34 protein-coding genes are annotated in these 26,646 nt (G+C 63.2%); 9 read left to right on the forward strand and 25 right to left on the reverse strand.

Annotated features, from left to right (window positions below; translation table 11 throughout):
* Window positions 1–155: 155 nt before the first annotated feature.
* The 9 genes from KJQ96_RS12190 to KJQ96_RS12230 all read right to left on the reverse strand — a co-directional run bounded on the left by KJQ96_RS12190 (window position 156) and on the right by KJQ96_RS12230 (window position 5,553).
* The gene (locus tag KJQ96_RS12190) at window positions 156–641 is read right to left on the reverse strand and encodes a DUF2852 domain-containing protein (protein ID WP_213287122.1); all 486 of its coding nucleotides are present in this window, start codon (window positions 639–641) and stop codon (window positions 156–158) included.
* Between the two features lie 278 nt (window positions 642–919).
* Window positions 920–1,429 carry a DUF2243 domain-containing protein gene (locus KJQ96_RS12195; RefSeq protein WP_213286856.1) on the reverse strand — a complete coding sequence of 170 codons (510 nt, stop codon included), beginning with the start codon at window positions 1,427–1,429 and terminating at the stop codon, window positions 920–922.
* Between the two features lie 78 nt (window positions 1,430–1,507).
* A complete protein-coding gene (locus KJQ96_RS12200) occupies window positions 1,508–2,233 on the reverse strand; it encodes a TetR/AcrR family transcriptional regulator (protein WP_213286857.1) in 726 nt (241 codons plus the stop codon).
* Between the two features lie 120 nt (window positions 2,234–2,353).
* Entirely contained in the window at window positions 2,354–2,719 is a 366-nt protein-coding gene (locus tag KJQ96_RS12205) for a hypothetical protein (RefSeq protein WP_213286858.1), read from the reverse strand.
* An 85-nt stretch (window positions 2,720–2,804) separates the two neighbouring features.
* The gene (locus KJQ96_RS12210; RefSeq protein WP_213286859.1) at window positions 2,805–3,230 is read right to left on the reverse strand and encodes a YciI family protein; all 426 of its coding nucleotides are present in this window, start codon (window positions 3,228–3,230) and stop codon (window positions 2,805–2,807) included.
* 27 nt (window positions 3,231–3,257) lie between these two features.
* Entirely contained in the window at window positions 3,258–3,674 is a 417-nt protein-coding gene (locus tag KJQ96_RS12215) for a YciI family protein (protein ID WP_213286860.1), read from the reverse strand.
* A 246-nt stretch (window positions 3,675–3,920) separates the two neighbouring features.
* Window positions 3,921–4,289 (reverse strand): nuclear transport factor 2 family protein, encoded by a 369-nt coding sequence (locus KJQ96_RS12220; protein ID WP_213286861.1) that lies wholly within the window; start codon window positions 4,287–4,289, stop codon window positions 3,921–3,923.
* 11 nt (window positions 4,290–4,300) lie between these two features.
* Window positions 4,301–4,954, reverse strand: a complete 654-nt coding sequence (locus KJQ96_RS12225) for a glutathione S-transferase family protein (protein ID WP_213286862.1) — start codon at window positions 4,952–4,954, stop codon at window positions 4,301–4,303.
* A gap of 53 nt (window positions 4,955–5,007) precedes the next feature.
* Window positions 5,008–5,553: a dihydrofolate reductase family protein gene (locus KJQ96_RS12230; protein ID WP_213286863.1), complete on the reverse strand. Its 546-nt coding sequence runs from the start codon at window positions 5,551–5,553 to the stop codon at window positions 5,008–5,010.
* Between the two features lie 113 nt (window positions 5,554–5,666).
* On the opposite strand from KJQ96_RS12230, the gene KJQ96_RS12235 reads away from it, so the two are divergent.
* The 3 genes from KJQ96_RS12235 to KJQ96_RS12245 all read left to right on the forward strand — a co-directional run bounded on the left by KJQ96_RS12235 (window position 5,667) and on the right by KJQ96_RS12245 (window position 9,014).
* Window positions 5,667–6,164, forward strand: a complete 498-nt coding sequence (locus tag KJQ96_RS12235; RefSeq protein ID WP_213286864.1) for a helix-turn-helix domain-containing protein — start codon at window positions 5,667–5,669, stop codon at window positions 6,162–6,164.
* A gap of 210 nt (window positions 6,165–6,374) precedes the next feature.
* Window positions 6,375–8,060 carry a PAS domain-containing methyl-accepting chemotaxis protein gene (locus tag KJQ96_RS12240; protein WP_309142404.1) on the forward strand — a complete coding sequence of 562 codons (1,686 nt, stop codon included), beginning with the start codon at window positions 6,375–6,377 and terminating at the stop codon, window positions 8,058–8,060.
* Between the two features lie 165 nt (window positions 8,061–8,225).
* On the forward strand, window positions 8,226–9,014 hold the full coding sequence (locus tag KJQ96_RS12245) for an SDR family NAD(P)-dependent oxidoreductase (protein ID WP_213286866.1): 789 nt from the start codon (window positions 8,226–8,228) through the stop codon (window positions 9,012–9,014).
* Window positions 9,015–9,046: 32 nt separating this feature from the next.
* On the opposite strand, the gene KJQ96_RS12250 is transcribed toward KJQ96_RS12245, so the two are convergent.
* Window positions 9,047–9,469: a hypothetical protein gene (locus tag KJQ96_RS12250; protein ID WP_213286867.1), complete on the reverse strand. Its 423-nt coding sequence runs from the start codon at window positions 9,467–9,469 to the stop codon at window positions 9,047–9,049.
* Between the two features lie 93 nt (window positions 9,470–9,562).
* Between KJQ96_RS12250 and KJQ96_RS12255 the strand changes: the two genes are divergently transcribed.
* Window positions 9,563–10,000: a hypothetical protein gene (locus KJQ96_RS12255; protein ID WP_213286868.1), complete on the forward strand. Its 438-nt coding sequence runs from the start codon at window positions 9,563–9,565 to the stop codon at window positions 9,998–10,000.
* Between the two features lie 165 nt (window positions 10,001–10,165).
* Here KJQ96_RS12255 and KJQ96_RS12260 read toward each other — a convergent pair whose 3' ends face one another.
* The 5 genes from KJQ96_RS12260 to KJQ96_RS12280 all read right to left on the reverse strand — a co-directional run bounded on the left by KJQ96_RS12260 (window position 10,166) and on the right by KJQ96_RS12280 (window position 13,496).
* The gene (locus KJQ96_RS12260) at window positions 10,166–10,579 is read right to left on the reverse strand and encodes a VOC family protein (RefSeq protein WP_028349206.1); all 414 of its coding nucleotides are present in this window, start codon (window positions 10,577–10,579) and stop codon (window positions 10,166–10,168) included.
* A 172-nt stretch (window positions 10,580–10,751) separates the two neighbouring features.
* Complete coding sequence (locus KJQ96_RS12265; RefSeq protein WP_213286869.1) at window positions 10,752–11,288, reverse strand: SRPBCC family protein; 537 nt, start codon at window positions 11,286–11,288, stop codon at window positions 10,752–10,754.
* Window positions 11,289–11,320: 32 nt separating this feature from the next.
* Window positions 11,321–11,734 (reverse strand): DoxX family protein, encoded by a 414-nt coding sequence (locus KJQ96_RS12270; protein WP_213286870.1) that lies wholly within the window; start codon window positions 11,732–11,734, stop codon window positions 11,321–11,323.
* A gap of 125 nt (window positions 11,735–11,859) precedes the next feature.
* Window positions 11,860–13,131 carry an RNA polymerase sigma factor gene (locus tag KJQ96_RS12275; protein ID WP_213286871.1) on the reverse strand — a complete coding sequence of 424 codons (1,272 nt, stop codon included), beginning with the start codon at window positions 13,129–13,131 and terminating at the stop codon, window positions 11,860–11,862.
* Window positions 13,128–13,496, reverse strand: a complete 369-nt coding sequence (locus tag KJQ96_RS12280; RefSeq protein WP_213287123.1) for a YciI family protein — start codon at window positions 13,494–13,496, stop codon at window positions 13,128–13,130. Before KJQ96_RS12280 ends, KJQ96_RS12275 begins: the two co-directional genes overlap by 4 nt.
* 335 nt (window positions 13,497–13,831) lie before the next feature.
* Here KJQ96_RS12280 and KJQ96_RS12285 point away from each other — a divergent pair, with 335 nt between their 5' ends.
* Window positions 13,832–14,797, forward strand: coding sequence for a glyoxylate/hydroxypyruvate reductase A (locus KJQ96_RS12285; protein WP_213286872.1), 966 nt, complete (start codon window positions 13,832–13,834; stop codon window positions 14,795–14,797).
* 136 nt (window positions 14,798–14,933) lie between these two features.
* Here the strand turns inward: KJQ96_RS12285 and KJQ96_RS12290 are convergent, their stop codons facing one another.
* Complete coding sequence (locus tag KJQ96_RS12290; protein ID WP_213286873.1) at window positions 14,934–15,593, reverse strand: TetR/AcrR family transcriptional regulator; 660 nt, start codon at window positions 15,591–15,593, stop codon at window positions 14,934–14,936.
* Window positions 15,594–15,700: 107 nt separating this feature from the next.
* Between KJQ96_RS12290 and KJQ96_RS12295 the strand changes: the two genes are divergently transcribed.
* Entirely contained in the window at window positions 15,701–16,345 is a 645-nt protein-coding gene (locus tag KJQ96_RS12295; RefSeq protein WP_213286874.1) for a glutathione binding-like protein, read from the forward strand.
* Between the two features lie 144 nt (window positions 16,346–16,489).
* Here KJQ96_RS12295 and KJQ96_RS12300 read toward each other — a convergent pair whose 3' ends face one another.
* The 9 genes from KJQ96_RS12300 to KJQ96_RS12340 all read right to left on the reverse strand — a co-directional run bounded on the left by KJQ96_RS12300 (window position 16,490) and on the right by KJQ96_RS12340 (window position 22,831).
* Window positions 16,490–17,056, reverse strand: a complete 567-nt coding sequence (locus KJQ96_RS12300; protein ID WP_213286875.1) for a TetR/AcrR family transcriptional regulator — start codon at window positions 17,054–17,056, stop codon at window positions 16,490–16,492.
* Window positions 17,057–17,060: 4 nt separating this feature from the next.
* Window positions 17,061–17,528, reverse strand: coding sequence for a nuclear transport factor 2 family protein (locus KJQ96_RS12305; RefSeq protein ID WP_213286876.1), 468 nt, complete (start codon window positions 17,526–17,528; stop codon window positions 17,061–17,063).
* A gap of 66 nt (window positions 17,529–17,594) precedes the next feature.
* Window positions 17,595–18,002, reverse strand: coding sequence for a tol-pal system-associated acyl-CoA thioesterase (ybgC, locus tag KJQ96_RS12310; RefSeq protein ID WP_213287124.1), 408 nt, complete (start codon window positions 18,000–18,002; stop codon window positions 17,595–17,597).
* Window positions 18,003–18,125: 123 nt separating this feature from the next.
* Window positions 18,126–19,037: a metallophosphoesterase gene (locus tag KJQ96_RS12315; protein ID WP_213286877.1), complete on the reverse strand. Its 912-nt coding sequence runs from the start codon at window positions 19,035–19,037 to the stop codon at window positions 18,126–18,128.
* A 168-nt stretch (window positions 19,038–19,205) separates the two neighbouring features.
* Complete coding sequence (ruvB, locus tag KJQ96_RS12320) at window positions 19,206–20,252, reverse strand: Holliday junction branch migration DNA helicase RuvB (RefSeq protein ID WP_213286878.1); 1,047 nt, start codon at window positions 20,250–20,252, stop codon at window positions 19,206–19,208.
* Window positions 20,249–20,668, reverse strand: coding sequence for a cytidine deaminase (locus tag KJQ96_RS12325; RefSeq protein ID WP_213286879.1), 420 nt, complete (start codon window positions 20,666–20,668; stop codon window positions 20,249–20,251). The genes ruvB and KJQ96_RS12325 overlap by 4 nt, the downstream gene beginning before the upstream one ends.
* A gap of 41 nt (window positions 20,669–20,709) precedes the next feature.
* On the reverse strand, window positions 20,710–21,327 hold the full coding sequence (ruvA, locus tag KJQ96_RS12330) for a Holliday junction branch migration protein RuvA (RefSeq protein ID WP_028349220.1): 618 nt from the start codon (window positions 21,325–21,327) through the stop codon (window positions 20,710–20,712).
* Window positions 21,324–21,851: a crossover junction endodeoxyribonuclease RuvC gene (ruvC, locus tag KJQ96_RS12335; RefSeq protein WP_213286880.1), complete on the reverse strand. Its 528-nt coding sequence runs from the start codon at window positions 21,849–21,851 to the stop codon at window positions 21,324–21,326. Before ruvC ends, ruvA begins: the two co-directional genes overlap by 4 nt.
* Before the next feature lie 233 nt (window positions 21,852–22,084).
* On the reverse strand, window positions 22,085–22,831 hold the full coding sequence (locus KJQ96_RS12340) for a YebC/PmpR family DNA-binding transcriptional regulator (RefSeq protein ID WP_065743088.1): 747 nt from the start codon (window positions 22,829–22,831) through the stop codon (window positions 22,085–22,087).
* Window positions 22,832–23,031: 200 nt separating this feature from the next.
* On the opposite strand from KJQ96_RS12340, the gene KJQ96_RS12345 reads away from it, so the two are divergent.
* The 3 genes from KJQ96_RS12345 to KJQ96_RS12355 all read left to right on the forward strand — a co-directional run bounded on the left by KJQ96_RS12345 (window position 23,032) and on the right by KJQ96_RS12355 (window position 26,644).
* Window positions 23,032–24,801, forward strand: a complete 1,770-nt coding sequence (locus KJQ96_RS12345) for a methyl-accepting chemotaxis protein (protein WP_213286881.1) — start codon at window positions 23,032–23,034, stop codon at window positions 24,799–24,801.
* Window positions 24,802–25,115: 314 nt separating this feature from the next.
* Window positions 25,116–25,631, forward strand: coding sequence for a (2Fe-2S)-binding protein (locus tag KJQ96_RS12350; RefSeq protein WP_213286882.1), 516 nt, complete (start codon window positions 25,116–25,118; stop codon window positions 25,629–25,631).
* Window positions 25,628–26,644, forward strand: a complete 1,017-nt coding sequence (locus KJQ96_RS12355) for a xanthine dehydrogenase family protein subunit M (protein ID WP_213286883.1) — start codon at window positions 25,628–25,630, stop codon at window positions 26,642–26,644. The genes KJQ96_RS12350 and KJQ96_RS12355 overlap by 4 nt, the downstream gene beginning before the upstream one ends.
* Window positions 26,645–26,646: the final 2 nt, after the last annotated feature.

Raw genomic sequence — 26,646 nt, forward strand, 5'->3', positions numbered from 1 at the left:
ATCAACTCGCGGTGGGACTTGCACCCACAAGAGTACGCTCATGCTGGGCGCACAAAACAAACCGCCCACCTGCGGGTCGCAGATGGGCGGCTATACCGCCGTCGGGCGCCATGGGGGCATCACGCCTGCGGCTGAACTCCACTCACCGTTGACGATCAGCCCTGCTGCGGCTGGTCGTTCGGCGGAGTCGGACGCTGGCGGTGCTGCGCCATGAAGGCGTCGAACTCTTCCTTGTCCTTGGCCTGGCGCAGACGCTCGAGGAAGTTCTTGAACTCGACCTGCTCTTCCTCGAGCCGGCGCAGGGTTTCCATGCGGTACTCGTCGAAGGCGCGGTTGCCGCTGGACGGCGGGCCGAATCCGAAGCCGCCAAAGCCGCGACGCTCCATGCGGTCGCGCATCCGGTCCATCTTGTACTGCATCCGCTCCATCTTGTTCTGCCAGCGGTCTCCGTTGCTCCAGCAACCCATTTTTCTGCTCCCTAGTGTGAAAAGGAGAAGGGCAAGCCCGATCGGCCACCAGATGATGAAGCCGAGGATAGTCACCACGATCCAGCCGGGGTGCCAGGGGCTCTCAAGCATATGCGGTCGATAGGTCTGTTCCGTCTGACCGCGCCATCGATTGACATCTGCGGTGTAGGCCATTTCCCTCTCCATGACGGCAATCACGCCGTTGTGAATGTAAATAACATTTACATACCTAAACCATCCCGCGTTTTTGTCAAGCGGGCGGCTGGCCGCAGCCCGCAAAAATTATTTGATCAGCGTGGGAAGGCAGCGAAGTCAAAACGCCAGACACCGAAGGCGCAGCAATTCATCGAGAGGCGGACTGAACCCAAACAGCCAGAAGCGCCAGATCGGCAGCGTGGCCACTGCGAGACCCAAACCAAAGATCGGGTACATCAACGCTGGCGGGAGCCGACTCATGATGGCTTCCCCCATCTCCCCGCCCTCATGATCAGCCACCCGATCGCGATCATGGCGATGCCCCAGATGGTGAATCCGATATCCCATATCGGCCAATGCTCGCGCGCCACCGTCTCGTTGACGTGGTGAATGCCAAGCACGTGATGATCCACGACGCCTTCAACTGTGTTGAAGATGCCAAAACCGAGCAGCATCGTGCCGACGAGTAGCTTGGTTGACCAATAGAGGTGCGCGCGATGAGCGGCGCGCCACAAGAGAAATAGTCCGATCAGCACGAAGACATAAGTGGCGCTATGAAAGATGCCGTCCCATCGGGTGTTAAGTTCGAGGTTCTCGATGTTATTTACCGGGTACCAGTTGCTCAGCATGTGGTGCCATTGCAGCAACTGGTGCAGAACGATTCCATCAAAAAAGCCTCCAAGGCCCAGGCCGAAGAAAATGCCCGCTGCTACAGGGAAAGATCGTTTTTCGGTCACGCCAAGTGAATTCGCGCCTGCCGTTATCATCGCCGCATCATCCTGTTAGAGACATGCAACAGGGAAGATCAGCGCGAGTTCCTCAGATGGAGCTCATCAAATCGCCGGCTATTTGGGCTTGCCCCAAGGACCCGAAGGTCCGTTGCTAGAGGGCGGCACCGGCGGCGGCCCTGGCGGCTTCTGGTCGGTAGTCCGGCGGTCGGTTGGGAAGCCGAGGCCGCGCAGATAAATCAGCACTTCCGCTTCCAACAGCTCTTCCGGCGACATCGGCAATTTGCGGCGCGCGGCGTCGCCGCGGCCGAACAGCGAGGCTATGCCGTGCGACATCGACCAGATATGCAGCGCCATCATCATCGCGGGAGGCCGCGGCATGCCGGGCGGCGCCAGGGCGGCGAGCCGCTCGGCGGCGGCGCGAATGATCGCGAACGCGCGCTCGCTGGCAGCCATCAATGTCGGGCTCGAATCGACAGGCACCCCGGATTCGAACATCGCCGAATAGAACGCTGGCTCGTTGCGGGCGAAGGCAAGATAGGCCTTGCCGACCCGTTCGAACGCCGTGACCGTGTCCGGGCGGCCGTCGTCCCAGGCCTGCGTCAGCAGCGCCTCAAACTGCTCGAAGCCGCGCTGCGCGATCGAGGACAGCAATTCATCGCGGTCGCGAAAGTGGCGATAGGGCGCGGCCGGACTGACGCCGGCCATGCGTGCGGCGTCCGCAAAGGTGAAGCCGGCCGGGCCCTTTTGCGAAATCAGGTCGAGCGCCGCCTGCAGCAATGCCTCTTTCAGATTGCCGTGATGGTAGCCACGCTCGCCGCGGCGGTCCTTTTGCCAACTCATGTTAAAGGCTTTTACATGAGGTGGCCGTAAAGGTCACTTAATTTGAGGCCGTTAACTGGTGTTCATCAAGATTAACGGCGTGCGGGCGGCGCAAATTCCGACGATTCCAGCCGCCCCGGCCTAACCGCCCGGGATCGGAAGGACCGGCATGATCTCCACGCGCTCGCCGGGAAAGATCGTAAAGTGCGGGTGGTTCTCGAACATCTTTGCGGCGTCCTCATGCGAGCCGGCGCGCACCACCGTGAAGGCGCCCATCTCGTTTGCGATGTCGGCAATACCGTCTGAATCGACCTTCTTGGTCTTGCCGAGCGGGCCGCCCATGGCGACGAGCGCCGCCTGGTGCTTTTCGACCCAAGCCTTCCACGCCGCGATTCCCTGCTGCTCCTTGGCGCGCCGCGCAGCCTCGGGCAACGCATTCCAGGCCGCCATTTTCGTACTGGTCTTGCTGCCGAGGAAGACTGCGAGGAACGTATCGTTGGTGCTCATGAGGTTTTCCTCCCTTGCGGTTTGACTGATTGCGATAGGCCGTCGACTTGACGTCGGGCGGAGCCAAGTTACAGCGCCTCCCGGTTCACCGCGCCTTATGCGCATTTCCCTTCTGCAGCTCGTCGAAGCCCTTGGCGGCTTGCTGCACTTCCTCCGAGAAGTCGCCGATCTCCTGCACCTGGCGGATTTCGATGATCTCGTTTTCGGACGCCGGGCACTTCTTCGCCCACTCGATCGCCTCTTCGCGCGACTTCACGTTGATCATCCAGTAGCCGCCGAGCACTTCCTTGGCCTCTGTGAAGGGACCGTCGGTCACGATGGGCTTGCCGGTGGCGAAGGAAACCCGCGCGCCCATCGAGGGCGGATGCAGCCCGTCGAGCGCGATCAGCACGCCGGCCTCCTTCAGCGCCTCGTTGTATTTCATCATCGCCTTGACGCGCTCGGGATCGAGCTGGACGTCCGGCGGCGCGGTCTCATAGCCCAAGGGGATCATTAGCATCATGAATCGCATGGCGGGCTCCGTGTTGTTCAGTTGCCGTCACTTCTTCGCGGTCTGCGCCCGCAGCCGCTCTTCCTGCTCGCGCAGCTCGGGCGTGAGGGCTTCGCCAAAATCTTCCGCAGAAAACACCTGGCGGATTTCGACCTCGTCGCCATCGCTGAACGGCGCGCGCTTCATCCAGTCGATCGCTTCATCGAGCGATTTGGCGTTGATCAGCCAGAAGCCGGCGACGAGATCACCCGAGAGCGGGAACGGACCGCGACTGGCACTGCCCCGCCCGCCTGCATACTTGATCCGCGCGCCATTCGAGGTCGGGTGCAGGCCTTCGCCCGCTTCCATCATGCCCGCCTTGACCAACTCCTCGTTGAATTTTCCCATCGCCGCCAGTTGTTCCGTAGTCGGCATCACGCCGGCTTCCGAATCCTTGTTCGCCTTCACAATCACCATGAATCGCATCGTCGTTCTCCGTGTTGATCTTCTTGGGCCGACCACTTGCCGCATCGGCTTCGTCAACAAGACGAGCGGGCTTTTACGCCGCCGACATGTCAATGGAAATTATTTTGGCGCTATTCGAGCCCCGGGCGCGGTGCAGCAAGCTACCTAAAGCTCGATGCGCCGTAGAACGGGGCCCATCGCTGTGAGACGTAGTGGGCCCCGGTCCTTCGCGCCACGTCGCGTCCGAGAACGAAGCAAAGTGTGCCGCTAACCCGGCTGCCTGACGAACTTGCCATCCTGGTAGTTCGCGCCGAAATAGACGTCGATGCGCTTCACCTTGTCGCCATCGAAGACAAGGAACTCGGTATTGCGAAAGCTCTTTCCGTCCTTGGCCGTGCAGCGGTAGGTCACAAAGGCCTGATCGCCGTCGACGAGAATCCGCTCCAGCTCGTGCCGTTCGATCCAGTCGCTGGACTGCCAGCAGCGCGCGAAATAGGTCGCTTTATCGATGTTGTCATCGAACGGACTGGTGAAGCGGAAATCCTCGCTGAAGGCATTCTCGACGAATTGGCGATCGTTGGACAGATAAGCTGCGAAGATCTTGCGGATCGTCTCCGCCTTGTTTGCTTCGGCCATTCAGCGCTCCTTTAGGGCTCTTTGGGTACCATCTGGAAATACGGTTCGGCTTCCTTCAACACGCGCGCGACGGAGGGACGCGCCTTCAGCCGCTCGAGATAGGCGCTGAGGTTTTTCTGCGCCTCACCGAACGGCATCGCCATGTTGCCGTAGAACAATGACGGCACTGCCGCGCAATCGGCGAGGCTGAACTCCTCGCCTATCGCCCAGCCGCCGTTTTCCATCTGCTGCTCGATCATGGCGTAGGAAGTGCGCAACTGCGCCCGCGCCTCCTCGATGCCGTACGGATCCCGCTTGCCCTCGGGCCGCAACCGGTCCGTTACGATCTTCTGCATCGGCAGATGCACATAGAGATCGTAGAACCGGTCGCGCAGCCGGGTCTGCAAGGCACGGGCGGGATCCTCGGGAATAAGCCGGACGCGGCCGCGATAGTATGAATCGAGATGTTCGACGATGATGCTGGATTCCGGCACGGTCTGATCCCGTGCATCGTCGCGCAGCACCGGGAACTTGCCGATGCCCCACAGCTTCAGCAGCGCGGCGCGCTCGGCCGGATTGCCGAGATCGACGAGATTCGGCCGGAACGGAATGTCGTTCTCGTAGAGCGCGATCAGCGCCTTCCAGCAGAACGAGGCCAGCGGGTGGAAGTGCAGCGTTAGCGACATGGAAACTCCGGTTTGCCGTTTGCAAGACGATCTGCGTCTGGTGACGCCGACATTTATGGCGCCGGCACGTAGCGCAGGATCACGATGCCGGTCGACAACGGCCGGCTGTCGAGCAGCTTCAGCTTGCGCTTTTCGCCCGGCTTGAACAGTGGCGCGCCTCCGCCAAGGATGACAGGGCTTACCGCAATACGAAACTCGTCGATCAGCCCGTGCGGGATCAGGCTGCTGGCGAGATCGGCGCTGCCGAACAGAAAAATGTCCTTGGCGCTGTCGCGCTTCAGCCGCGCGACGGTCTCCGGCACATCGGCGCTGAACATCTGCGTGTTGTTCCAATCGGATGTCTTCACCATGCGCGAGAAGACGTATTTCGGCGCGGCATTCATGATGTCGGCGACCTCGCCGGTCGCGCTCGGCCAGTGGCCCGCCATCAGCTCATAGGTGACGCGGCCAAACAGCAATCCGCCGGCGGCGTTCATCTGCTCGATCGACAATTGCTCCAGCTCCTCGCCCCAGACGTCGGAATGCCAAGAAATGTCGCGGTTGGGGCCTTCAACGAAGCCATCCAGCGTCATCAGGTTCCACATGATCAATTTCGCCATTGCGATTTCTCCCTAAACCGATTGCGAATTGCAACCGGTTGCAGGATGATCGAACTGGTGCAATATTGCAAGCAGTTTTTTAGGGCGCCTCGGCGCCCGCCCTGGAGACGACCATGACCGATGCCCAGCGCTCCGGCTGCCCGATCAATCTTTCGCTGGAAGTGCTCGGCGACAAATGGAGCCTTCTGATCATCCGGGACATGATGTTCGGCAACCGGCGGCATTTTCGCGAGCTGCTGACCAAATCGGAGGAAGGCATCTCCTCCAACATCCTCGCCGACCGGCTGAAGACCCTGCTCGAGCAGGGCATCATCACCCGCGAGGACGATCCCACGCACAAGCAGAAGGGAATCTATTCGCTGACGGAGCAAGGCATCGAGCTCTTGCCTGTTCTCGCGCAGATGGCGGCCTGGGGTTACAAATATCTACCGGTCACCGAGGAGCTCGGCATCCGCGCGCGGCTGCTCAGCGAGGGCGGACCGAAAATGTGGGCCGAATTCATGGATGAGCTGCGCGAGAACCATCTCGGCGCAAAGCGGCGCAGGCGTAGCGGTCCTTCGGTCGGTGAGCGACTGCAGGCGGCGTACGAAAGCGTCGTGAACGGAAGATAGCCCCCGAGTCCGCTGCTGCATGCTCGTCCGGCGGGCGTCGCGCGCGGGGACATCCTTAAGATCAGCATTACGTCGCGATGCTATCCGTCATCTTACGGAGAATATCGTTAACGCATTCTTTTTTCATTTTGATCAAACGTGGCTCGGACAAGGGGGGCTCGGCGGCATTAACCAGCAGCCTCGTCATTTACCCATGCAATGAGGCCTACGGTGTTTCAATTTCTCAAGAGCTCCTCGACAGACAAAGCGCTTGCCGACGCTCTCGGCCGCTCGCAGGCCGTTATCGAGTTCGGCATGGACGGCACGATTCTCGCCGCCAACAACAATTTCCTCAAAGCCCTCGGCTACTCGCTCGGCGAGATCAAGGGCAAGCATCACAGCATGTTCGTCGATCCATCGCAGCGCGACAGCGCAGCGTATCGCGACTTCTGGACGGCGCTCAAGCGCGGCGAATACCAGGCCGCCGAATACAGGCGGATCGGCAAGGGCGGCAGGGAAATCTGGATCCAGGCGACCTACAACCCCGTGCTCGACGGTAGCGGCAAACCTTGCAAGGTCGTGAAGTTCGCGACCGACATCACCGCCCGCAAGCTCAAAAGCATGGAGGATACCGGCCAGGTCGCCGCGATCAACCGTACGCAGGCGGTCATTGCGTTCGAGATGGACGGCACCGTCGTCACCGCCAATGACAACTTCCTGAAAGCGATGGGCTATACGCTCGCCGAAATCCAGGGCAAGCATCACGGCATATTCGTCGCTCCGTCGGAGCGCGACAGCGCCGCCTACCGGCAGTTCTGGGCGAGCCTCAACCGCGGCGAAAGCCAACAGGCCGAGTACAAGCGGATCGGCAAGGGCGGGAAGGAAGTCTGGATTCTCGCCTCCTACAACCCCGTGCTCGACGAGAAGGGCAGGCCGTTCCGGGTGGTGAAATTCGCCACCGATATCTCCAGCCAGAAACTTTCGACCGCCGATCTCGCCGGCCAGATTGCCGCCATCGGCAAGTCGCAGGCCGTGATCGAGTTCAAGATGGACGGCACCATCATCGGCGCCAACCAGAACTTCCTGAAGGCAGTCGGTTACGCGCTGGACGAGATCCGCGGCCGGCACCACAGCATGTTCGTCGAACAGACGGAGCGCGACAGCGCGGCCTATCGTGAATTCTGGGCGGCGCTCAACCGCGGGGAATATCAGGCGGCCGAATACAAGCGGATCGGCAAGCACGGCAAGGAGGTCTGGATCCAGGCATCCTACAATCCGATCGTCGACCTCAACGGCAAGCCGTTCAAGGTGGTGAAATACGCCACCGACACCACCGCGCAAGCGCTAGTCCGGATGGGCAATGAGCGCGTGCGTGGCATGATGGAATCGGTGGCGGCAGGCGCCGAGGAACTGAACGCTTCGGTCCGGGAAATCTCCGAAGCCATGACCAAGTCGCGCGAGACGGCGGCGACCGCGGTCGGGCGGGTCGAGGCGGCCGACGCCCAGGCGCAGCGGCTGAACGAAGCGGCGCAGGCGATGAGCGGCATCGTGGAGCTGATCGGCAACATCACCGGCCAGATCAACCTCTTGGCGCTCAATGCGACGATCGAATCGGCGCGCGCCGGCGAGGCCGGACGCGGCTTTGCCGTGGTGGCTTCCGAGGTTAAGAACCTCGCCACCCAGGCCAAGCAGGCGACCGACAAGATCGGCCAGGAGATCAGCAATCTCAACGGCATCTCCGGCGACGTCGTTGGCGCGCTTGACAGCATCAAGAGTGCGATCCAGGGCGTCAGCGAATATGTCACCGCCACCGCGGCCGCGGTCGAGGAGCAGAGCACGGTGACCGGCGAGATGTCGGCCAACATGCAGCGCGCCGCCGCGGAAGCGAAGGCGATCGCGCAGCGCGCGGGCGGTTAGATACCATCATCGAATGCGTCAGGTACGGGACAGCCGCCCGTACCGGATTTGCTATGCCGCGGCTCCACCGGGCAGCGCTGAAATCTGCATGATTGTCGCCGGGACATGCGACGGGGCCTGGGTTATAGGAGCGGGAACTCTTCTCTCTCGCAAACGGACCCGCCCATGCCCCCTTCCCCGCAGAAAGTTGCTCTCGTCACCGGCGCCGCGCGCGGCATCGGGCTTGCGACGGCGAAACGCTTTCTCGCCGAGGGCTGGCAGGTGGCACTCCTCGACATCGAAGGCGAACGGTTGCGCGGCGCGGTCGCCGGCCTCGCCGATCCCGACAATACGCTGGCGCTGCATTGCGACGTCTCCGACGGCAAGGCGGTGGCGAACGCCGTGGCCGCGGTGAGCGAACGCTTCGGCCGGCTCGACGCGCTGGTCAACAATGCCGGGATCGCGGTGTTCGCGCCGCTGCTCGACACCTCGGGTGACGACTGGAACCGCATCCTGCAGGTCAACCTCACCGGTCCGTTCCTGTGCACCAAGGCGGCGGCGCCATTGATGCGCGAACATGGCGGCGGCGCGATCGTCAACGTCACGTCGATCTCGGCGGTGCGCGCCTCCACGCTGCGCTCGGCCTACGGCACCAGCAAGGCGGGGCTCGCGCATCTGACAAAGCAGCTAGCGGTGGAACTCGCTTCACTCGGCATTCGCGTCAACGGGGTAGCGCCTGGCCCGGTCGAGACCGCGATGGCAAAACAGGTCCACACGCCGGAAATCCGCGCCGATTATCACGACGCCATTCCGCTCAACCGCTATGGCCTCGAGGAGGAACTGGCGGAAGCGATCTTCTTCCTGTGCAGCGATCGCGCAAGCTACATCACCGGGCAGATCCTCGCCGTCGATGGCGGTTTTGATGCTGCCGGCATCGGTCTGCCGACGCTGCGCGGCCAGCGGCGGAACGGGTAGGTCCTCCGTGGCTGTGTTGCTTGGAGTGCGGATCAGAGCCCAGTACGAATGACCTTGGCTGCCGGCCCGTCATTGCTGGATCGAGGAGGCAAGTCATTGTTCAGCGCGCCGCGATGCAGCAACACTGTCCTTTCCAGTGGAACATCCGCTCGCATACTTGGCGTTCCCAGTGCGAACGCCGTCACGAGCAATAAAACGCCCGCACAGATAATGCTGAGGAAAAAATGATCCATGCGGTCCACAACGAAGGGCTGCACTGTTCGTTCCGCTGGGCTGCGCGGCAATTTCGATAGAGCAGCTTCGATAGAGCAGCGCCGCGCTTCTCGGTGACCGTAAGGCGGTAGAGCTGAAGGCGGTTCCGTGTTGTCTCGTGACGCTATGGTGGACACCATCGCGTTGCTGCCATGGATCCTGCTGGCGCACTCGCCTGCCATGCCGGGATGGGCAACCTTCACCGAGGCGAGGGTCTCCGACGCGGACGCTTGACCAAACCTTGCCACATGTCCCAGCGTAACTGGCCGGGGGCAGTGCTGACGGAGGAGCTGCACATGGGAATGGCGGTCATCAAGCTCATCGTTGTCGCCGCCGCGCTGTTGGCGGCAATCATGCCGGTGCGGGCCGAGATTCGCATTCTCGCCAGTCCCGGCGGACAGGTCGGGCCGTTTCTCGAACTGTTCGATCGCGTGCGCGAATCCGGCGAGCGGGTGGTGATCGACGGGCCATGCCTGTCGGCCTGCACGCTGGTGCTGATGACGGTGCCGGCCGAGCGCATCTGCGTAACCCGCCGCGCGGTGCTCGGATTCCACGCCGCGCGCTCGATCGACGGTCACGGCCGGATCTATGCCGAGCCGGAAGCCTCGCGCGCCGTGCAGGCAGCTTATCCAGCGCCGGTGCGGGACTGGATCAGAAGCCGCGGCGGCCTGACGTCGCGGCTGTTGCTGCTGCGCGGACGTGACCTGGCGGCGATCTATCCAAGGTGCAGATGATTTGTAGGGTGGGCAAAGGCGCTCTTGCGCCGTGCCCACCATCTTCCTTGTGGCGCAGGGTGGGCACGCGGAGCCTGTCATCACTCCGCGAGCGCCCTTGCGCTCGTCGCTGGGCGCGCATTCGCGCGACCCGGTGGCTTTGCCCACCGTACGGCGCCAACGAATCTACATATCTTCCTTCGGACAGTTCACCATCCAGGGAATGCCGAACCTGTCGACGCACATGCCGAAACCGTTGGAGAAGAAGGTCTTGCCGAACGGCATCCTGATCGTGCCGCCTTCAGCGAGCGCATTGAAGCGGCGTTCGGCGTCGGCGGGATCTTCGACCGCCAGCGCAACCGACATGCCCTGCGGCTGATGGTAATCGCCGGGTGTCGCGTCGGAGGCCATCAGCACTTCGCCGTCAATGGTGATGCGGGCATGCATGATCTTGGTTTTCCAGTCCGCCGGCACCGGCATGTCGGCGGGCCCCTCGCCATACGGCATCTTCGCTTCGATCTGGGCGCCCAATACCTTCTGATAATGGTTCAGCGCCTCTTCGCAATTACCGTTGTAGAACAGATAGGGATTGACCTGCATGTGGGCCTCCTTGGGTTTGCCTAGGCAGTTGCGGCGTTCCCCGGATGCTGCGCAGCACGAAGTGATGCGCTGCTGATCCGGGGTCCATCGCTGGGTCCCGGCTCTGCCGCCGCATCACTGGCGTGCTGCGCCGCGTCCGGGACACGATAGTGTCGTGACAGTGTCGTCACACTCATTTCTCGGTGAGCGTTTTCAGATTGGCGAGACCGGCTTCGAAATCCCTACCGATCATGCGATCCAGGTTCATGAACACCTGGATCAGCCTGGACATGAAGTTCGCCGGACCATGCATCAACCATGTGACATGGGTGCCATCGCCCTGCGGCAGCATTGTGAACTCGGCAGTGTTGTGGCCTTCGAACGGCTTGAAGAAATCGAGCTTGATGACGATTTTCTGGGGCGCCGCGGCCTCGAGAATTTCCATGCGGCCGGAACCGACATTCTTGTCGCCGTCCCAGGCATAGACGGCACCCTTGCCGCGCTCCGCACCGCTATAGGTGCGCTTCATCGCCGGGTCCTTCTCCTCGTAGGGCGACCAGCTCCGCCACTGCTGGAAGTCGGAGATCAGCGGAAATATCCTTTCCGCCGGCGCCTTGATGCTGATCGCGCGCTGTACCCGTAACGTATTCGGCTTGGTCGCGGCGAGAATGAGCACGATGGCGACGACAATCGCCAATATGACGGCGACGACGGCAATGACTTCCAGCATGTCGGGCTCCGTGAATGACCGGTTGAAACTAATCAGCGGCGAAGGGGGATCACGCTGCGGAGGTTCTTGTCGCGCAGCCACAGCCCGCCCCACAACATCAGGCCGAGGTAGAGCCCGAACAGCGTGTGCGTAAGCAGGGGGCTATCGATCCGCACATGCGAAGCGATCGCGCCGCCGAGATAGCCGGTGAGCAGGATCGCCCCTAAGATCGAGGTCGGCGGAATGGCGTAGAGCACGGTGCAGACGATAGTGATGGCGCCGAGGCCGCGCATCAACGCGTCACTCGAACCGTAACCCATCCGATCCATCGTTTCCGTGACGACCGGCCACGGCACCAGCTTGATGGCGCCGTCGATCATCAGGAACAGGATGACGAGGCCGGAGAGAAGGCGGCCCATCCAGCGCGCCGGGTTTGCGACAGGCGCGGTCTCGGCGATGACGGTCATGATCGGTCCCCGTTGTCTTGAATGGCTGCTCGGATTCAAGACGAATGAGGGAGGTGGAAACCGACAGGTCGGATGAAGTTTTTTGCGACAGCTTCCCTTCTCCACTTGTGGGAGAAGGGAAGAACCTACTTCCCCGCCTTCTTGCCGCGGGGCTGGCTGTCGCGCTGCAGGCGGTCGAGGTGCATGCGGATGTGGGCGGCTTCGGCCGAGGTGTTGGCGAGCGCAATGGCTCGGTCGAAGGCCACGCGGGCCTCGTCGTTGCGGCCGAGTTGCATCAGGAAGGCGCCGCGCACGCCGAAGAAATGAAAATAATTCGACAGCCGCGCCGCTAACGGCTCGATCATGTCGAGCGCGGCTTCCGGCCCTTTCACCTTGGACACCGCGACCGCGCGGTTCAAGGTCACCACCGGCGACGGCTGCATGATCTCCAGCGCGCCATAGAGCAGGTCGATCTGGGTCCAGTCGGTATCCTCGGGCTTCTCGGCGCGGGCATGCAGCGCCGCGATCGCGGCCTGGACCTGATAGGGCCCGCTGCGGCGATGGCGCATCGCCTTGTCGATCAAGGCCAGCCCCTCGGCGATCAGAGCCTTATTCCATTTCGAACGGTCCTGGTCGTCGAGCAGGATCACCGCGCCATCGGCATCGAACCGCGCATCAGAGCGCGCATGCTGCAGCAGCAACAGCGCGGTCAGCCCCATGATCTCAGGCTCGCTCTGGAACAACCGCAGCAGCAGCCGCGCCAGCCGGATCGCTTCCTCGCACAGGGGCTTGCGAATCTCGGCGGTGTCGCCGGAGGCCGAGTAGCCCTCGTTGAAAATCAGATAGATCATGGCGGCGACGGAGGCGAGGCGCTCGGAGCGCTCCGCTGCGCCCGGCGTTTCGAACGGCACTTTAGCGTCCGCCACCCGCGCCTTCGCCCGCGTGATGCGCTGCTCCATCGCGGCTTCCGAGACCAGGAAGGCGCGCGCGATCTGTTTGACGGAGAGGCCCGAAACGATGCGCAGCGCGAGCGCGATCTGCTGCGTCGCCGGCAAGTCCGGATGGCAGCAGATGAACAACAGCCGCAAGATATCGTCCCGGTAATGCGAGCCGTCGAGCCGCTCGGCAAGCTCCTCCTCGGCGTCGTCGAGGTCGGAGATCGCCTCGTCCTCGGGCAGCGCCGTCTGCTTCTTGCCGCGCCTGATATCGTCGATCGCGACATTGCGGCCGACCATGATCAGCCACGCCGCCGGATCGCGCGGCGGGCCGTTTTGCGGCCAGCTCTTCAGCGCGCGCAGGCAGGCGTTCTGAAAGGCTTCCTCGGCGGTATCGAGGTTACGGAAATAGCGCAGCAACGCGCCGACCGCCTGGGGGCGCGCCGAAGTCAGTGCGGCATCGATCCAGGCGGTATCGGTCATGGCTGCACGCTCCCCGCCGTGAAGTGGCCAACGGGGCGGATCTCGTAAGCGCCGCCGGGATTGGCCGCGCCGAGCTCGCGGGCGACGCCGAGGGCCTCGTCGAGGTCCTTGCAGTCGACGAGATAGAAGCCAAGCAACTGTTCCTTGGTTTCGGCATAGGGGCCGTCCAGCACCAGCGGCGGATCGTCCTTGCGCAGCGTGGTCGCTGCCGTCGTCGGCAACAGCCGCGCCACCGGACCAAGCCGGCCCTGTTTGGTCAATTTGTCCTGCACAACGGACAATTTCTTCATGACCGCGGCGTCCTGTTCCTTGGTCCAGGAACCGACGGTGTCTTCATCGTGATAGCAAAGAATGGCGTACAGCATGAGGCTCAAGCATCTCCGTTGTCTTGATGACGAACGATTATGCCCGGAGCCGACAGGCGCGTCGAAGAAATTTTAAAAACGCCCTGCCTGCCGTCAGGGACCGACAATCGGCGGCGGCGGTGGATTGAAATGCCTGTAGGCGTGAATGGCCGCCTTGGAACAAAGGCTGCACACACCGAGAATGAGAACGATGCACCTGAGCATTTTCATCTGGCGGCCTCGACCCCGATTGACGATGCAAGGTCTCCCCTGTCGGATGAAAGGAGGCTAGAGAAACACCTCGGTCCGCGATGTGAGGCGGGTCACGCCGGGTTGGCGACGCGAAAGGAATGGCAATGACGAAGGGTGCGCTTGCGCTGCTGGTGCATGGCGGGACCGACAACTGGTCGCCGCAGCGCTGGAAGGAGCGGTTCGACGAGGTTTGCGCTGGGCGGTCCGTGCTGCTGTTGCCGAACACGTCGTTCGATCCGGCTGCTGTGCATTACGCGGCGGTGTGGAAGCCGCATCCGGGCGAGCTCGCCGCCTTCCCCAACCTGCGCGTCATCTTCAATCTCGGCGCGGGCGTGGACGCGCTGATGGCCGACCGCTCATTGCCCGAGGTGCCGCTGGTGCGCGTCGCAGTCGGCGATCTCACCGCGCGGATGACCGAATATGTCGTGCTGCATGTCCTAATGCACCACCGGCAGGAGCCGTACTTGCGCGAGTCGCAGCGCGAAAAACGCTGGGCGCCGAAATCGCAATGGGCTGCGGGCGCGATTTCGGTCGGAATCATGGGGCTCGGCACGCTCGGTGCTGACGCGGCCGACGTGCTGCGGCGGCTGGGCTTTCCTGTCGCAGGCTGGAGCCGCAGCCCGCGAACGATCGAGGGCATTGAATGCTTTCACGGCGAAGCGCAGCTCGAGGCATTCCTGCGGCGGACCGACATTCTGGTGTGCCTCCTGCCGCTGACGCCGGAGACGCGGCACATTCTCAACCGCGCGCTATTTGAAAAACTGAATCGCACGAGCCCGCTCGGCGCGCCGGTCGTGATCAATGCCGGCCGCGGCGGCCTGCAGAACGAGGCCGACATCCTGCAATGCCTCGATGACGGTACGCTCGGCGGCGCCTCGCTCGACGTCTACGCCACTGAGCCACTGCCCGCCGACAGCCGGTTCTGGACCCATCCGAAGGTAGTGCTGACCCCGCACAATGCCGCCGATACCGATCCCGACGAGATATCGAAATATGTCGCGCAGCAGATCGCGTGCTTCGAAGCCGGTGGCGCGCTGGAGAATGTGGTGGATCGTAAGCGGGGATATTGACGCCCTATCGTCGTCCCTGCGAACGCAGGGACCCATACGCCGCGGCCGGCGTAAGGGGCACGCGGGGGGACAGCTTTGCTTCAACGACTTCGAGCGGTGGTTATGGGCCCCTGCGTCCGCAGGGGCGACGGAAAAGCTATTTCGCCGCCCCGCACATCACGTCGATCGCACCGTTCACAATCGCCTCCAATTCCTTGCGCGGCACCTGGGCGCGGGCGCGGATGGCGATGGTGTGAATGGTGGCGGAGGCAAGTTGCGCCAGCACGGTCGCGTCGGCGCTCACCGGTAGCTCGCCCTTTTCCTGGGCGAGCCGGAAACAGGTGGCAAATGCCTTGTCGAGCTCGGCAAAACCTTCCAGCACCATCGCGCGGATATCGGGGTCATGCACCGCCTCGGAGGCTGCGGTCATCACCGTGAAGCAGCCGCGCGGACCGGATTCGCCGGACAGATAAATATCGAGCGCCACCGCATAGATGCGTTCGAGGCGTTTTCGGATCGGCAGTTCGTTCCGGAAGATGTCCCCCATCGCGACCCGCGCGTCGTCGCGATAGCGCCGGTAGCTCTTGATGAAGAGTTCGCGCTTGTCGCCGAACGCGCCATAGAGGCTCGGCCGGTTCATGCCGGTGGCAGCGGAGAGACCGTCGAGCGAGGTGGCCGCAAAACCGTCCTTCCGAAACAGGTCGAGCGCCTTGCCTAGCGCCACGCCCGGCTCATAGGCGCGCGGGCGGCCCCGCCGCTTGGGCTGGACGGGAGCGTCAATCCGGGGGACCGGAGGCTTCTTGCTTTTTTGTACCATTTCGCAAAGAATTCCTTGACCGGATCTATATTATGCGGAACAGTATAAAAATCAATCCTGCCCGCCTTGAACGCCGGCCGATTGATCAACCGCCAAGGAGGCAAATCATGGACCTGTATTTCTCGCCGCTCGCCTGCTCGCTGGCGACCCGGATCGCGCTGTACGAAGCCGGCGCTGAGGCCAACTATCTCGAAGTCGATCCCAAGACCAAGGTGGTGCAGAAGGACGGCTCGGATTTTCGCACCGTCAACCCGCTCGGGCTGGTGCCGACACTGCGCACTGACGATGGGACCGTGCTGACGGAGAACGGCGCGATCCTGCAATATGTCGCCGACCGTTTTCCGGGCGCCGGCATCTCGGCCAATTCCGCTGAGGAGCGCAGCCGCCTGCATCAATGGCTGTGCTTCATCGGCACCGAACTGCACAAGGCGCTGTTCGTGCCGCTGCTCGACAAGACGGCGCCGCAGGACGCAAAGACTTATGCGCTGAACAAGAATCTGTCGCGGCTCGACTATCTCGAGAACTACCTGAAGGGCCGCGAATTCCTGCTCGATCACTTCAGCGCCGCGGATGCCTATCTTGTCACCATCATCAACTGGACGATGGCGACGCCGCCGATCGAACTGGCGAAGTGGCCGGCGGTGAAAGCCTATTACGAGCGGCTGCGCGCCCGCCCGAGCATTGCGAAAGCGGTCGCCGAGGAGTTCGAACTCTACAAGGCCGAGCTGGCGCGGCATAAGGCAGCGGCGTAGGGCGCAGTCTCTCAATACGTCGTCCCCGCGAACGCGGGGACCCATAACCACCGGGGTCAGTGAGGGCATCGTCTCTCACCGCGAACAACTCGAAAGGCCGCGGCGTATGGTCCCTGCGTTCGCGGGGACGACCTCGTTCTGCCGTCACGCCGGCGGCGCCAGCAACCGCGCCGTCAAATCGCTCAACGCGCGACGAAATATTTTGGCGTCGCCCCGCGCCCGCGACAGCACCAGCGCGCCTTGAATGGTGAGGAGCGCATCCTCGGCGCGCCGCTGCGCCTGGCTGGTCGTGAGCCCGGATCGCCGCAACAGCGACGCCAGCGCCGTTTGCCAGCGCGCGAAATAGCCATCGACCGCCTCGGCAAAACTGTCGCGCGCCGAGCCGAGCGCCACCATGCCGACCAGGCAGACGCGATCGCCCGAGTGGAAATATTGATCGACGCCAGCGATCATCGCAGCGATGGCGCGTGCGGGATCGTCGGCGGTGCGCAAGGGCGCGAAGATATGGCGTTCGAACCAGCCGTCGATCTCGGCCAGCACCTCGGCGGCCATCTGCTCCTTGCCGCCGGGGAACAGATGATAGAGGCTGCCCTTGCCGAGGCCTGTGGCCTCCGTGATCAGCGTCAGCGAGGCGCCCTCGTAGCCATGCGCGCGAAACACCTCGCCGAGCGCGCGCAGTACCTCTCCACGTTCGAGGCCTCTTTTCAGCATCTGATCATAGCGGATTCTCGCTTAGCCCCGCGACATCCGCCGGGCGCGGACCCGGCGCCGGCCAATGGAAGCGCCGCTCGCTTTCCTTGATGGCGATATCGTTGATGCTGGCCTCGCGCCGCCGCATCAGGCCGTGTTCGTCGAACTCCCACTGCTCGTTGCCGTAGGAGCGATGCCACTGCCCGGCACCGTCGTGCCATTCGTACTGGAAGCGCACCGCGATGCGGTTCTGATCGAACGCCCAGAGATCCTTGATCAGCCGGTAATCATGCTCCTTCGCCCATTTGCGGGTGAGGAATTCGACGATCGCCTCGCGGCCTTCAAAGAATTCGGCGCGGTTACGCCAGCGGCTGTCCTCGGTATAGGCCAGCGATACCCGGACCGGATCGCGCGAATTCCAGGCGTCTTCGGCCATGCGCGCCTTTTGGGCTGCGGTTTCGCGGGTGAAGGGCGGCAGCGGCGGACGCGACATGAGATTTCTCCGGAATGATTGCCGGAGGAGATTGTACCGATCGGTACACAGAGTCAATCCGAAGGTTTACTCCGGCGCCAGATCGGCCTTCATCAACAGCCGCAACGATTTCGGGATCGGCTGCGCCCGTCCCTCGCTGATGAAGGCAACGCGCACCTCGGCCTTGACGAGGACATCCTCGCCGCGCCGCACCTCCTGTGCCAGCGTGATCGAAGCGCCCTTCACCGCGATAGGCCATGTCACGACGTCGAGTACGTCGTCCATCCGCGCCGGCCGCAGGTAGTCAAGCTGCATCGAGCGCACCACAAAGGCAAAGCCCGGCGTCTCCACCTCGGCCTGTTCGAACAGCGCATGCTGCGAGGCGCCCATCAGCCGCAGATGATTGGTGCGCCCGCGTTCCATGAAGCGCAGGTAATTGGCGTGATAGACGATGCCGGAGAAATCGGTGTCCTCGTAGTAGACACGGACCTGCATATGATGGCGGCCGTCGCGGATCTCGCCGTCGAGACTAGGTAATGCCACTTGCGGTTCCTGATCGCGCTGGAAAGCCCTGCTTTTGCGCAAAATCGGCGCGGCGCGCAAGCGCTGCGAGGAACGCTACGCCACGGCCGGCTGCCCCGCCGCCAGCGTCACCAGCACGATCTCCGGGGGAACGCCGAGCCGGAATGGCATGATGCTGCAGCCGAGGCCGCCGGAGACGACGACGTCGCAGTTCATCTTGATGTGGCCGTAGGCGAGCTGCTGGCCGGACGGCGAGATCGGCGACCAGCCCAGCATCCGCACCTGGCCGCCATGGGTGTGTCCGGAGAGCTGCAGCGCAACGCGCGAGGGCACGCGCCGCGCGATGTCAGGCTCGTGCGCTATCAGAACCACGGGCGCGTCGTCGGTGATCTTCGCCAGCGTCGCGCCGAGGTCATCGACCCCGATCCGCTTGAGCAACCTGAAGCGGCGCGCCGGCACATAGGCGAGCTGGTCACCGAGACCGGCGAGCCAGAACGAGTGACCATTCTTGCTGAGCTTCCTGGCGTCGTTTTCGTACACCGGGATACCGACCGCTTCCAGCGCACGGCCCGCGCTCGGCAGCCCCTGCCCGTTGCGCTGCACTTCCTTGTCTTCCCACCAGTCGTGATTGCCGAGCACCGCATGCACGCCGAGCGGCGCCTTCAATCCGGCCAACGCTCCCGCCCATTCGGCGTCGGGAATGAAGCGCGTAACCTTGCGATGTCCGGCCACGTAGTCGCCGAGCATGACAACGATGTCAGGCTTGAGCGCATTGGTGCGTTCGACGATCTCACCGATATGATCGAGCGACATCCAGGGATCGCAGGCGTGGAGGTCGGCGATGGCGGCGATCCTGAGATTGAGACCGGCCGGCCATTGCGGCGGCGAGATATTGTACCGCTCGACCCGAAGCCGGACGAGCGGCGCGCTGAACCCGTAAGCGGTGGTCGAGGCGCCCAGCGCGCCCAATCCACCCATGGACTTCAAGAAATGACGGCGTGTTAACATGTGATCCAATCGTGATGCAGCGCCAACATGGTGGCGGATTGGGCCTGAATTGGGGTACGTTTGTGCAGAACGTTAGCAGACCTCCAGCAGCTTCTCACCAGCGATTCTGCCGCACCAGAGCATCCAGCCGCCGTTAGTGCATTCCCCGAGTGATCGGGTTCGAAGTGATCAGTCGTCGCTGTCGTTGCCGAACAGGCCGAACTGCGCGGGATCGCGGGCGGGCTCGGCGAGGCCGAGGTGGCGGAAGGCGTGCGAGGTGAGCAGCCTACCGCGCGGGGTGCGCTGCAGATAGCCGCACTGGATCAGATACGGCTCGATGATGTCCTCGATGGCATCGCGTGGCTCGGATAGCGCCGCCGCCATAGTCTCGACGCCGACCGGGCCGCCGCCATAGTTCATCGCGATGGTCGTCAGATAGCGACGGTCCATGGCATCGAGGCCGGCGGCATCGACTTCCAGCGCGCTCAGCGCGTGGTCGGCGATGGCGCGGTCGACCGAGCTGGCGTCGGCTGCGGATGCAAAATCGCGTACGCGGCGCAGCAGGCGGCCGGCGATACGCGGCGTGCCGCGGGCGCGGCGCGCGATCTCGTTGGCACCGTCGGCCGTCATGCCGATGTTGAGCACGCGGGCGCCCCGGCTGACGATCTTCTCCAGCTCTTCCTCGGTGTAGAAGTTCAGCCGGATCGGAATGCCGAAACGGTCGCGCAGCGGATTGGTCAACAGCCCTGCGCGCGTCGTGGCGCCGACAAGGGTGAACTTTGCGAGATCGATCTTGACCGAACGCGCCGCCGGCCCCTCGCCGATGATGAGGTCGAGCTGGAAATCCTCCATCGCGGGATAGAGCACTTCCTCGACGGCCGGGCTGAGGCGATGGATTTCGTCGATGAACAGCACGTCGCGCTCTTCGAGATTGGTGAGCAGTGCCGCGAGATCGCCGGCCTTGGCGATGACGGGACCGGACGTGGCGCGAAAGCCGACGCCGAGCTCGCGCGCGACGATCTGCGCCAGCGTGGTCTTGCCGAGGCCGGGAGGCCCGACGAACAGCACGTGGTCCAGCGCCTCGCCGCGCTTGCGCGCCGCCTCGATGAAGATCGAGAGATTTTTGCGCGCTTGCGCCTGGCCGACGAACTCGGACAGCAGTTGCGGACGCAAAGCAGTGTCGCCGACATCGTCGGATCGGCGCTCGGGGGTGACGATGCGGGAGGGGGTGTTCACCCGTTACCTCTCCGGTACTTGTTGGGCAAAAGCTCGCCGATAGTGACGACGTTCGGCTCGCGGCCATTGTCGGGAACGATGACCCGCGCCTTTGCATCGTAATCGTGGATCAGCTCGCGACAGATGCCACAGGGCGATACCACGGCGATATCGCCGGGCTCGTCCGGCTTGGGATGGCGCACGGCGACGATGGTCTCGATGCCGTGATCGCCGGTTTCGGTGATGGCGCGCCCAATGGCGATCGCCTCCGCGCAGACGGCGATCCGGCCGATATAGGCGTCGATATTCACGCCAGTGACGATGCGGCCGTCGCGGGTGCGCATCGCAGCGCCGACCTCCTGCCATTTGTTGCGATAACGCGGCCTGATCGCGTCAATCGCGGCGGCAATTAGTTCCTGGTCTTTTTCACTCAACATGGCGGAAACGCATTCCTTCATCTATCAGTGGCGAACATAGTCTATTTCGCCAGCTCCTTCAGGCCCAGCCGGATCAGTTGGGCCGTCTCGGCATTCTCGCCCGCGCTGCGCGAGGCGGCGGCAATGGCGGCGGCGGCCTGCGGCTGGCCGTAGCCGAGATTGACCAAAGCCGAGATCGCGTCGGTGACCGGGCGCGGCGCGCGGTGGCTGTCGATCGCGCCGGCCAGATGCACCACGGCGGGGTCGACATTGGCGAAGGCAGGCGCCTTGTCCTTCAATTCAGAGACGATGCGCTCGGCGACTTTCGGTCCGACGCCCGGCGTGCGCGACACCGCGGCCTTGTCGCGCAGCGCGATGGCGTTGGCGAGTTCAGCAGGCGGCAGCGTCGATAGCACGGCGAGCGCGACCTTGGCGCCGACGCCCTGCACGGTCTGCAAGAGGCGGAACCATTCGCGCTCGGTATCGGTGCGGAAGCCGAACAGTTTTATCTGGTCCTCGCGGACATAGGTTTCGATCGACAGCACCGCAGCCTCACCTGGCGACGGCAGCGCCTGCAGCGTGCGCGAGGAACAATGCACCTGATAGCCGACGCCGCCGACATCGAGGATCACGTAATCCTCGCCATAGGAATCGATCAGGCCTTTGAGTTTGCCGATCATGCGCTCGCCACTTTCAGCCGCAGCGCAGCGCTCTGGCGGTGGTGGGCGTGGGTGATGGCGATCGCCAGCGCGTCAGCGGCGTCGGCGGATTTCGGTTCGGCCTTCGGCAGCAATATCTTCAGCATCACCGCGATCTGGTTCTTGTCGGCGTGGCCGGCGCCGACCACGGTTTTCTTGACTTGGTTGGGTGCATATTCCGCAACGGCAATACCGAACATCGCGGGCGCCAGCATGGCGACGCCGCGGGCCTGGCCGAGCTTCAGCGTCGCGACGCCGTCCTTGTTGACAAAAGTCTGCTCCACTGCGGCTTCCGCCGGCCTGAAATCGCCGAGGACTGTGGCGAGCCCCTCATGGATCGCGAGCAGGCGGCTCGCTATCGGCAGATTGTCCGGCGGCTCCACCGAGCCGCAGCCGATAAAGACGAGCCGGTTGCCCTCGGTCTCGATCACACCCCAGCCGGTGCGGCGCAGGCCTGGGTCGATGCCGATAATCCGGACGGGGTGGCGAATCGGTGGGGATGTCATGGCGTAGTGATAACGCCAGAGCTGGGTGAACGAAACATAAAGAGAACGGAAATCCCCCGGATGTGGGCTGGCCGTGCCGGAGAGTTAATGCGCCTTAATACTCGAACCATCGTCGTCCCTGCGAACGCAGGGACCCATAACCACCGGCTCTGATTGTTTCACGAAGTAACTATTCTCATCGCGCTACGGAGAAGCCGCGGCGTATGGATCCCTGCGTTCGCAGGGACGACACCCTACCCGCCCATCTTGGCGACCAGCGCGTCGGAGACTTCGAAATTGGCGTAGACGTTCTGCACGTCGTCGTGCTCGTTCAAGAGATCCATCAGCTTCAACAGCTTCTCGCCGGTCTCGTCGTCGACCGCGACCGTGTTCTGCGGCTTCCAGGTCAGCGCTGCCTTGCGGGCTTCGCCGAACTTGGCTTCCAACGCTTTCGCAACCTCGCGAAAGGTTTCCTGCGAGGCGTAGATCTCGTGGCCGCTTTCGCTGGATACGACGTCGTCGGCGCCGGCCTCGATGGCGGCTTCCAGCATCGCGTCGTCGGAGGCCTTGCTGGCGTCGTATTCGATGATGCCGGTGCGGTCGAACATGAAGGCGACCGAGCCGGTTTCACCGAGATTGCCGCCGGACTTGGTGAAGTAGGAGCGGATGTCGGAGGCGGCGCGGTTGCGGTTGTCCGTCAGCGCCTCGACGATGATGGCGACGCCGCCGGGGCCGTAGCCCTCGTAGCGGATTTCGTCATAGCTCTCGCTCTCGCCGCCGATCGCCTTCTTGATGGCGCGCTCGATATTGTCCTTCGGCATGTTCTCCTGGCGCGCCGCGATCACGGCCGCGCGCAGCCGGGGGTTCATCGCCGGGTCTGGCGTGCCAAGCTTGGCGGCGACCGTGATTTCGCGCGCCAGCTTGCTGAACAGCTTGGACTTCTGGGCATCCTGCCGGCCCTTGCGGTGCATGATGTTCTTGAATTGGGAATGGCCGGCCATGCGGAGTCTCTTGGATTCATCCGGGAGTGTAGGGGGTGAAGCGCGGCCTTATAGGCCGGAAACCGGCTGAAATCAAAGATTTACGGCCGATTCGGCGACTAAAGTAGTGCGTGCCTACGGGAAAAACAGGCACTTGTTAACCATGACTTCATGCTCGGATGAGAGGATTTCGCACGCGCCCTCAACTTTTAAGGGACCCCATGGCCTTCGGTTTGTTCAAAAAGCAGGTGCCGGAACCGGCTTTACCTGCCGTTCAGCCCAAGGGGCAGTCGGCCGCCGCCGTGACGGAGGCCGGCTCCGGTGATGGCGAGTCGGCCAAGGCGATCCTCGAGCTTCTGGAACTCGAACTCGGCGCGATGATCCGCCAGCTCGAGCGCGCGGCCAATTCGGTCGCCGGCGGCGCCGAGGCGACCGCTGCGACGCTCTCCACCATTCGCCAGCGCACCGACGCCCTGACGAGCCGCACCAGCGCTGCACAGGGCACGGCGACGACATTTTCGCACGCCGCCGACAAGTTCACCCAATCGGCGCAAGGGATCGGCTCCCAGGTGCGCGACGCCGGCAAACTCGCCGACCAGGCCAGTGAGGCCGCCCGCGAAGCCGGCGCCAATGTCGACCGCCTGAGGGAATCATCGGCCGCGATCGGCAACGTGGTCAACCTGATCGCGCAAATCGCGCGGCAGACCACGCTCTTGGCGCTCAATTCCACCATCGAGGCCGCGCGCGCCGGCGAAGCCGGGCGCGGTTTTGCCGTGGTCGCCACCGAAGTGAAGGCGCTCGCGGTGCAGACCCAGAACGCGACAGAGGAAATCAGCAAAAAGATCGAGGCGCTGCAGCGGGATGCCGCAGGCTCCGTTGATGCAGTGCATCGCATCACGCAGGCGATCGAGGCGATCCGCCCGGTGTTCGAGAACGTCAACGGCGCGGTCGCCGAGCAGAGCGCGACCACCGGCGAGATGGCTGACAATGCGGCCTCCGCTTCGAGCTTCATCGCTTCCGTCGGTGCCAGCGCCACCGAAATCGACAGCGCCACCAAGGAAGCCGAGGCCCATGGCGAAAGCGTCGCCAAGGCCGGACGGGCCGTCACCACGTTTGCGCAGAAGCTCAAGGCGCGTTGCGCGGTGCTGCTGCGGCAAGGAGAAAAGGAAGGCGAGCGCACGGAGCGCCGCGAACAGCAAAAACTACCTTGCAGCCTCAAGATCGAAATCCAGACGCCGCGCGGCGTGATATGGGCGCCGGTCTATGAGATTTCGATCGACGGCATCCTGGTCAGCGGGCCAGACGCCGAAGGGCTCGCGCAGGGCCAGAGTTTCGAGGCGACGCTCCAGGACATCGGCGCTTGTCGCATTCGCGTCAGTGAGCGCTCGAAGGCCGGCACGCAGGCCCGGTTCGAGCGGACCAACGCCGCGCTGACCGAGAAGATCGAAGACAAGCTGTGGTCGATTCAGGACGACAACACCGAAGCGGTCACCCGCGCGATGGAAGCCGGCGCGGCGCTGAAGAAGATTTTCGAGAACGGTATCGATAGCGGCGCCATCTCGATGGAAGACATGTTCGACACCAACTATGTCGAGATACCAGGCAGCAACCCGGTGCAATACCGCACCAAAATCCTGGACTGGGCCGATCGCGCGCTGCCGCCGTTCCAGGAAGCGTTCCTTGCCAAGGATACGCGGATGGCGTTCTGCGCCATGATCGACACCAACGGCTATTTGCCGGTGCACAACAAAATCTATTCGCACCCGCAGCGGCCGGGCGACGTCACCTGGAATACCGCCAACAGCCGCAACCGCCGTATCTTCAACGATCCGGCCGGACTCGCTGCCGGACGCAATCAGCGCGCCTATCTGATCCAGAGCTACGCCCGCGACATGGGCAACGGTAACACTGTGATGATGCGCGAGATCGACGTGCCGATCCGCGTCAAGGGCCGCCACTGGGGCGGCTTTCGCACGGCCTACCGGCTGTAGCCACTTTTGCTCGAAATAGTGCAGAAGCGGCGCGCGCGGAGCTCTCGCGCGCGATCGCGCGCGCGAGAAATGCGCACCGAATGGCGGTCATATCGGCGTCATTCGATCATGGCAGAGGAAGCATCAACATCGCTGTCCCAATCCGGGATGAGTATATCGCGCGCCTCGTCCTGAACCTTCTTCGAACGAGTTGGTTGTAGACGGGCTCGGAAATCCTGGCCTCATTTTTTGCTCATGACAAATGGCGTGGTGAGAGCCATCGTACTGACGTGCGGATCTGACCATCCCAAGCACCAGAACAGGCGGAGAAGAAAATGACGCATTCTGGGACAGTATCGCGTGCCGGGCGCATCGCATCGGTACCTGAGAAAATTTCGATAACGCTGCGCGTCAACGACAAAGCGGTCAAACTTCAGGTCGCTCCCTGGACGACGCTGCTGGACGCGCTGCGCGACCATCTCGACCTGACCGGCACCAAGAAAGGGTGCGACCACGGACAATGCGGCGCGTGCACCGTGCTCGTCGACGGCCGGCGGATCAACTCCTGCCTAACGCTGGCCGTGATGAAGGAAGGCGCCGAGATAATCACGATCGAGGGCCTTGCGCGCGATGGCGTGCTGCATCCGCTACAGCAGGCGTTCATCGATCAGGATGCGTTTCAGTGCGGCTACTGCACGTCGGGACAGATCTGTTCGGGCGTCGGGCTGATCGCCGAGGGCAAGGCAAGAACGCCCAATGAGATCCGCGAACTGATGAGCGGCAACATCTGCCGCTGCGGCGCCTATCCGAACATCGTGGCGGCAATCCTGCAAGCAATGGAGCGATCATGATCCCGTTCCAGTACACGCGAGCCAACGACGTCGCCGACGCTATCAAGCAGATCGCCACGGATCCTTCCGCAAAATTCATCGCGGGCGGCACCAACCTGATCGACCTGATCAAATATGATGTCGAGGCGCCGAGCCGGCTGATCGATATTTCGCACCTGCCGCTCAGGAGCGTCGAGCCAACCTCCGCCGGCGGCGTTCTGATCGGCGCGATGGTGCCGAACACCGACCTCGCCTACCACCCCCTGATCGAAGGGCGCTATCCACTGCTGGCGCGCGCGATACTATCAGGCGCGTCGCAGCAGCTGCGCAACATGGCCTCGACCGGCGGCAACCTGCTGCAGCGGACGCGCTGCTTCTATTATTACGACACGGCGACGCCCTGCAACAAACGTGAACCGGGCAGCGGCTGCTCGGCGATCGATGGCGTCAACCGCATCAATGCGATCCTTGGAACGAGCGAGGCCTGCATCGCTACGCATCCTTCCGACATGTGCGTGGCACTCGCAGCGCTCGAAGCCACCGTGCATGTCACAGGTCCGGCCGGGGCGCGCACCATCGCGTTTGCCGATTTCCATCGCCTGCCCGGCAACACGCCGCAGCGCGACACCAATCTGGAACCCGATGAGATCATCACGGCCATCGAGCTTCCGCCAAAAGGATTTAGCGAGAACTATTCCTACCTGAAGATTCGCGATCGTCTGTCGTATGCGTTCGCGCTGGTCTCGGTGGCGGCAGCGCTCGAACTCGACGGCGACACGATCAAGGAAGCCCGCCTGGCGCTCGGCGGCGTCGCACACAAGCCATGGCGCAGTACCGCGGCCGAAGCAGCCCTGCTCGGACAACGCACTGACGCGACCGCATTTGCGAAGGCCGCGGATTGGCTGCTGCATGGCGCCAAAGGTTATGGACACAACGACTTCAAGATCGGCCTGGCGCGGCGCGCCATCATCCGGACGCTCGGTCAGGCAGCGCGCGGCAAGCCGCAGTCGATCTCCGACAAGAAAATACGGTGAAC

Source organism: Bradyrhizobium sp. sGM-13, assembly GCF_018398875.1.
Taxonomy (GTDB): Bacteria; Pseudomonadota; Alphaproteobacteria; order Rhizobiales; family Xanthobacteraceae; genus Bradyrhizobium.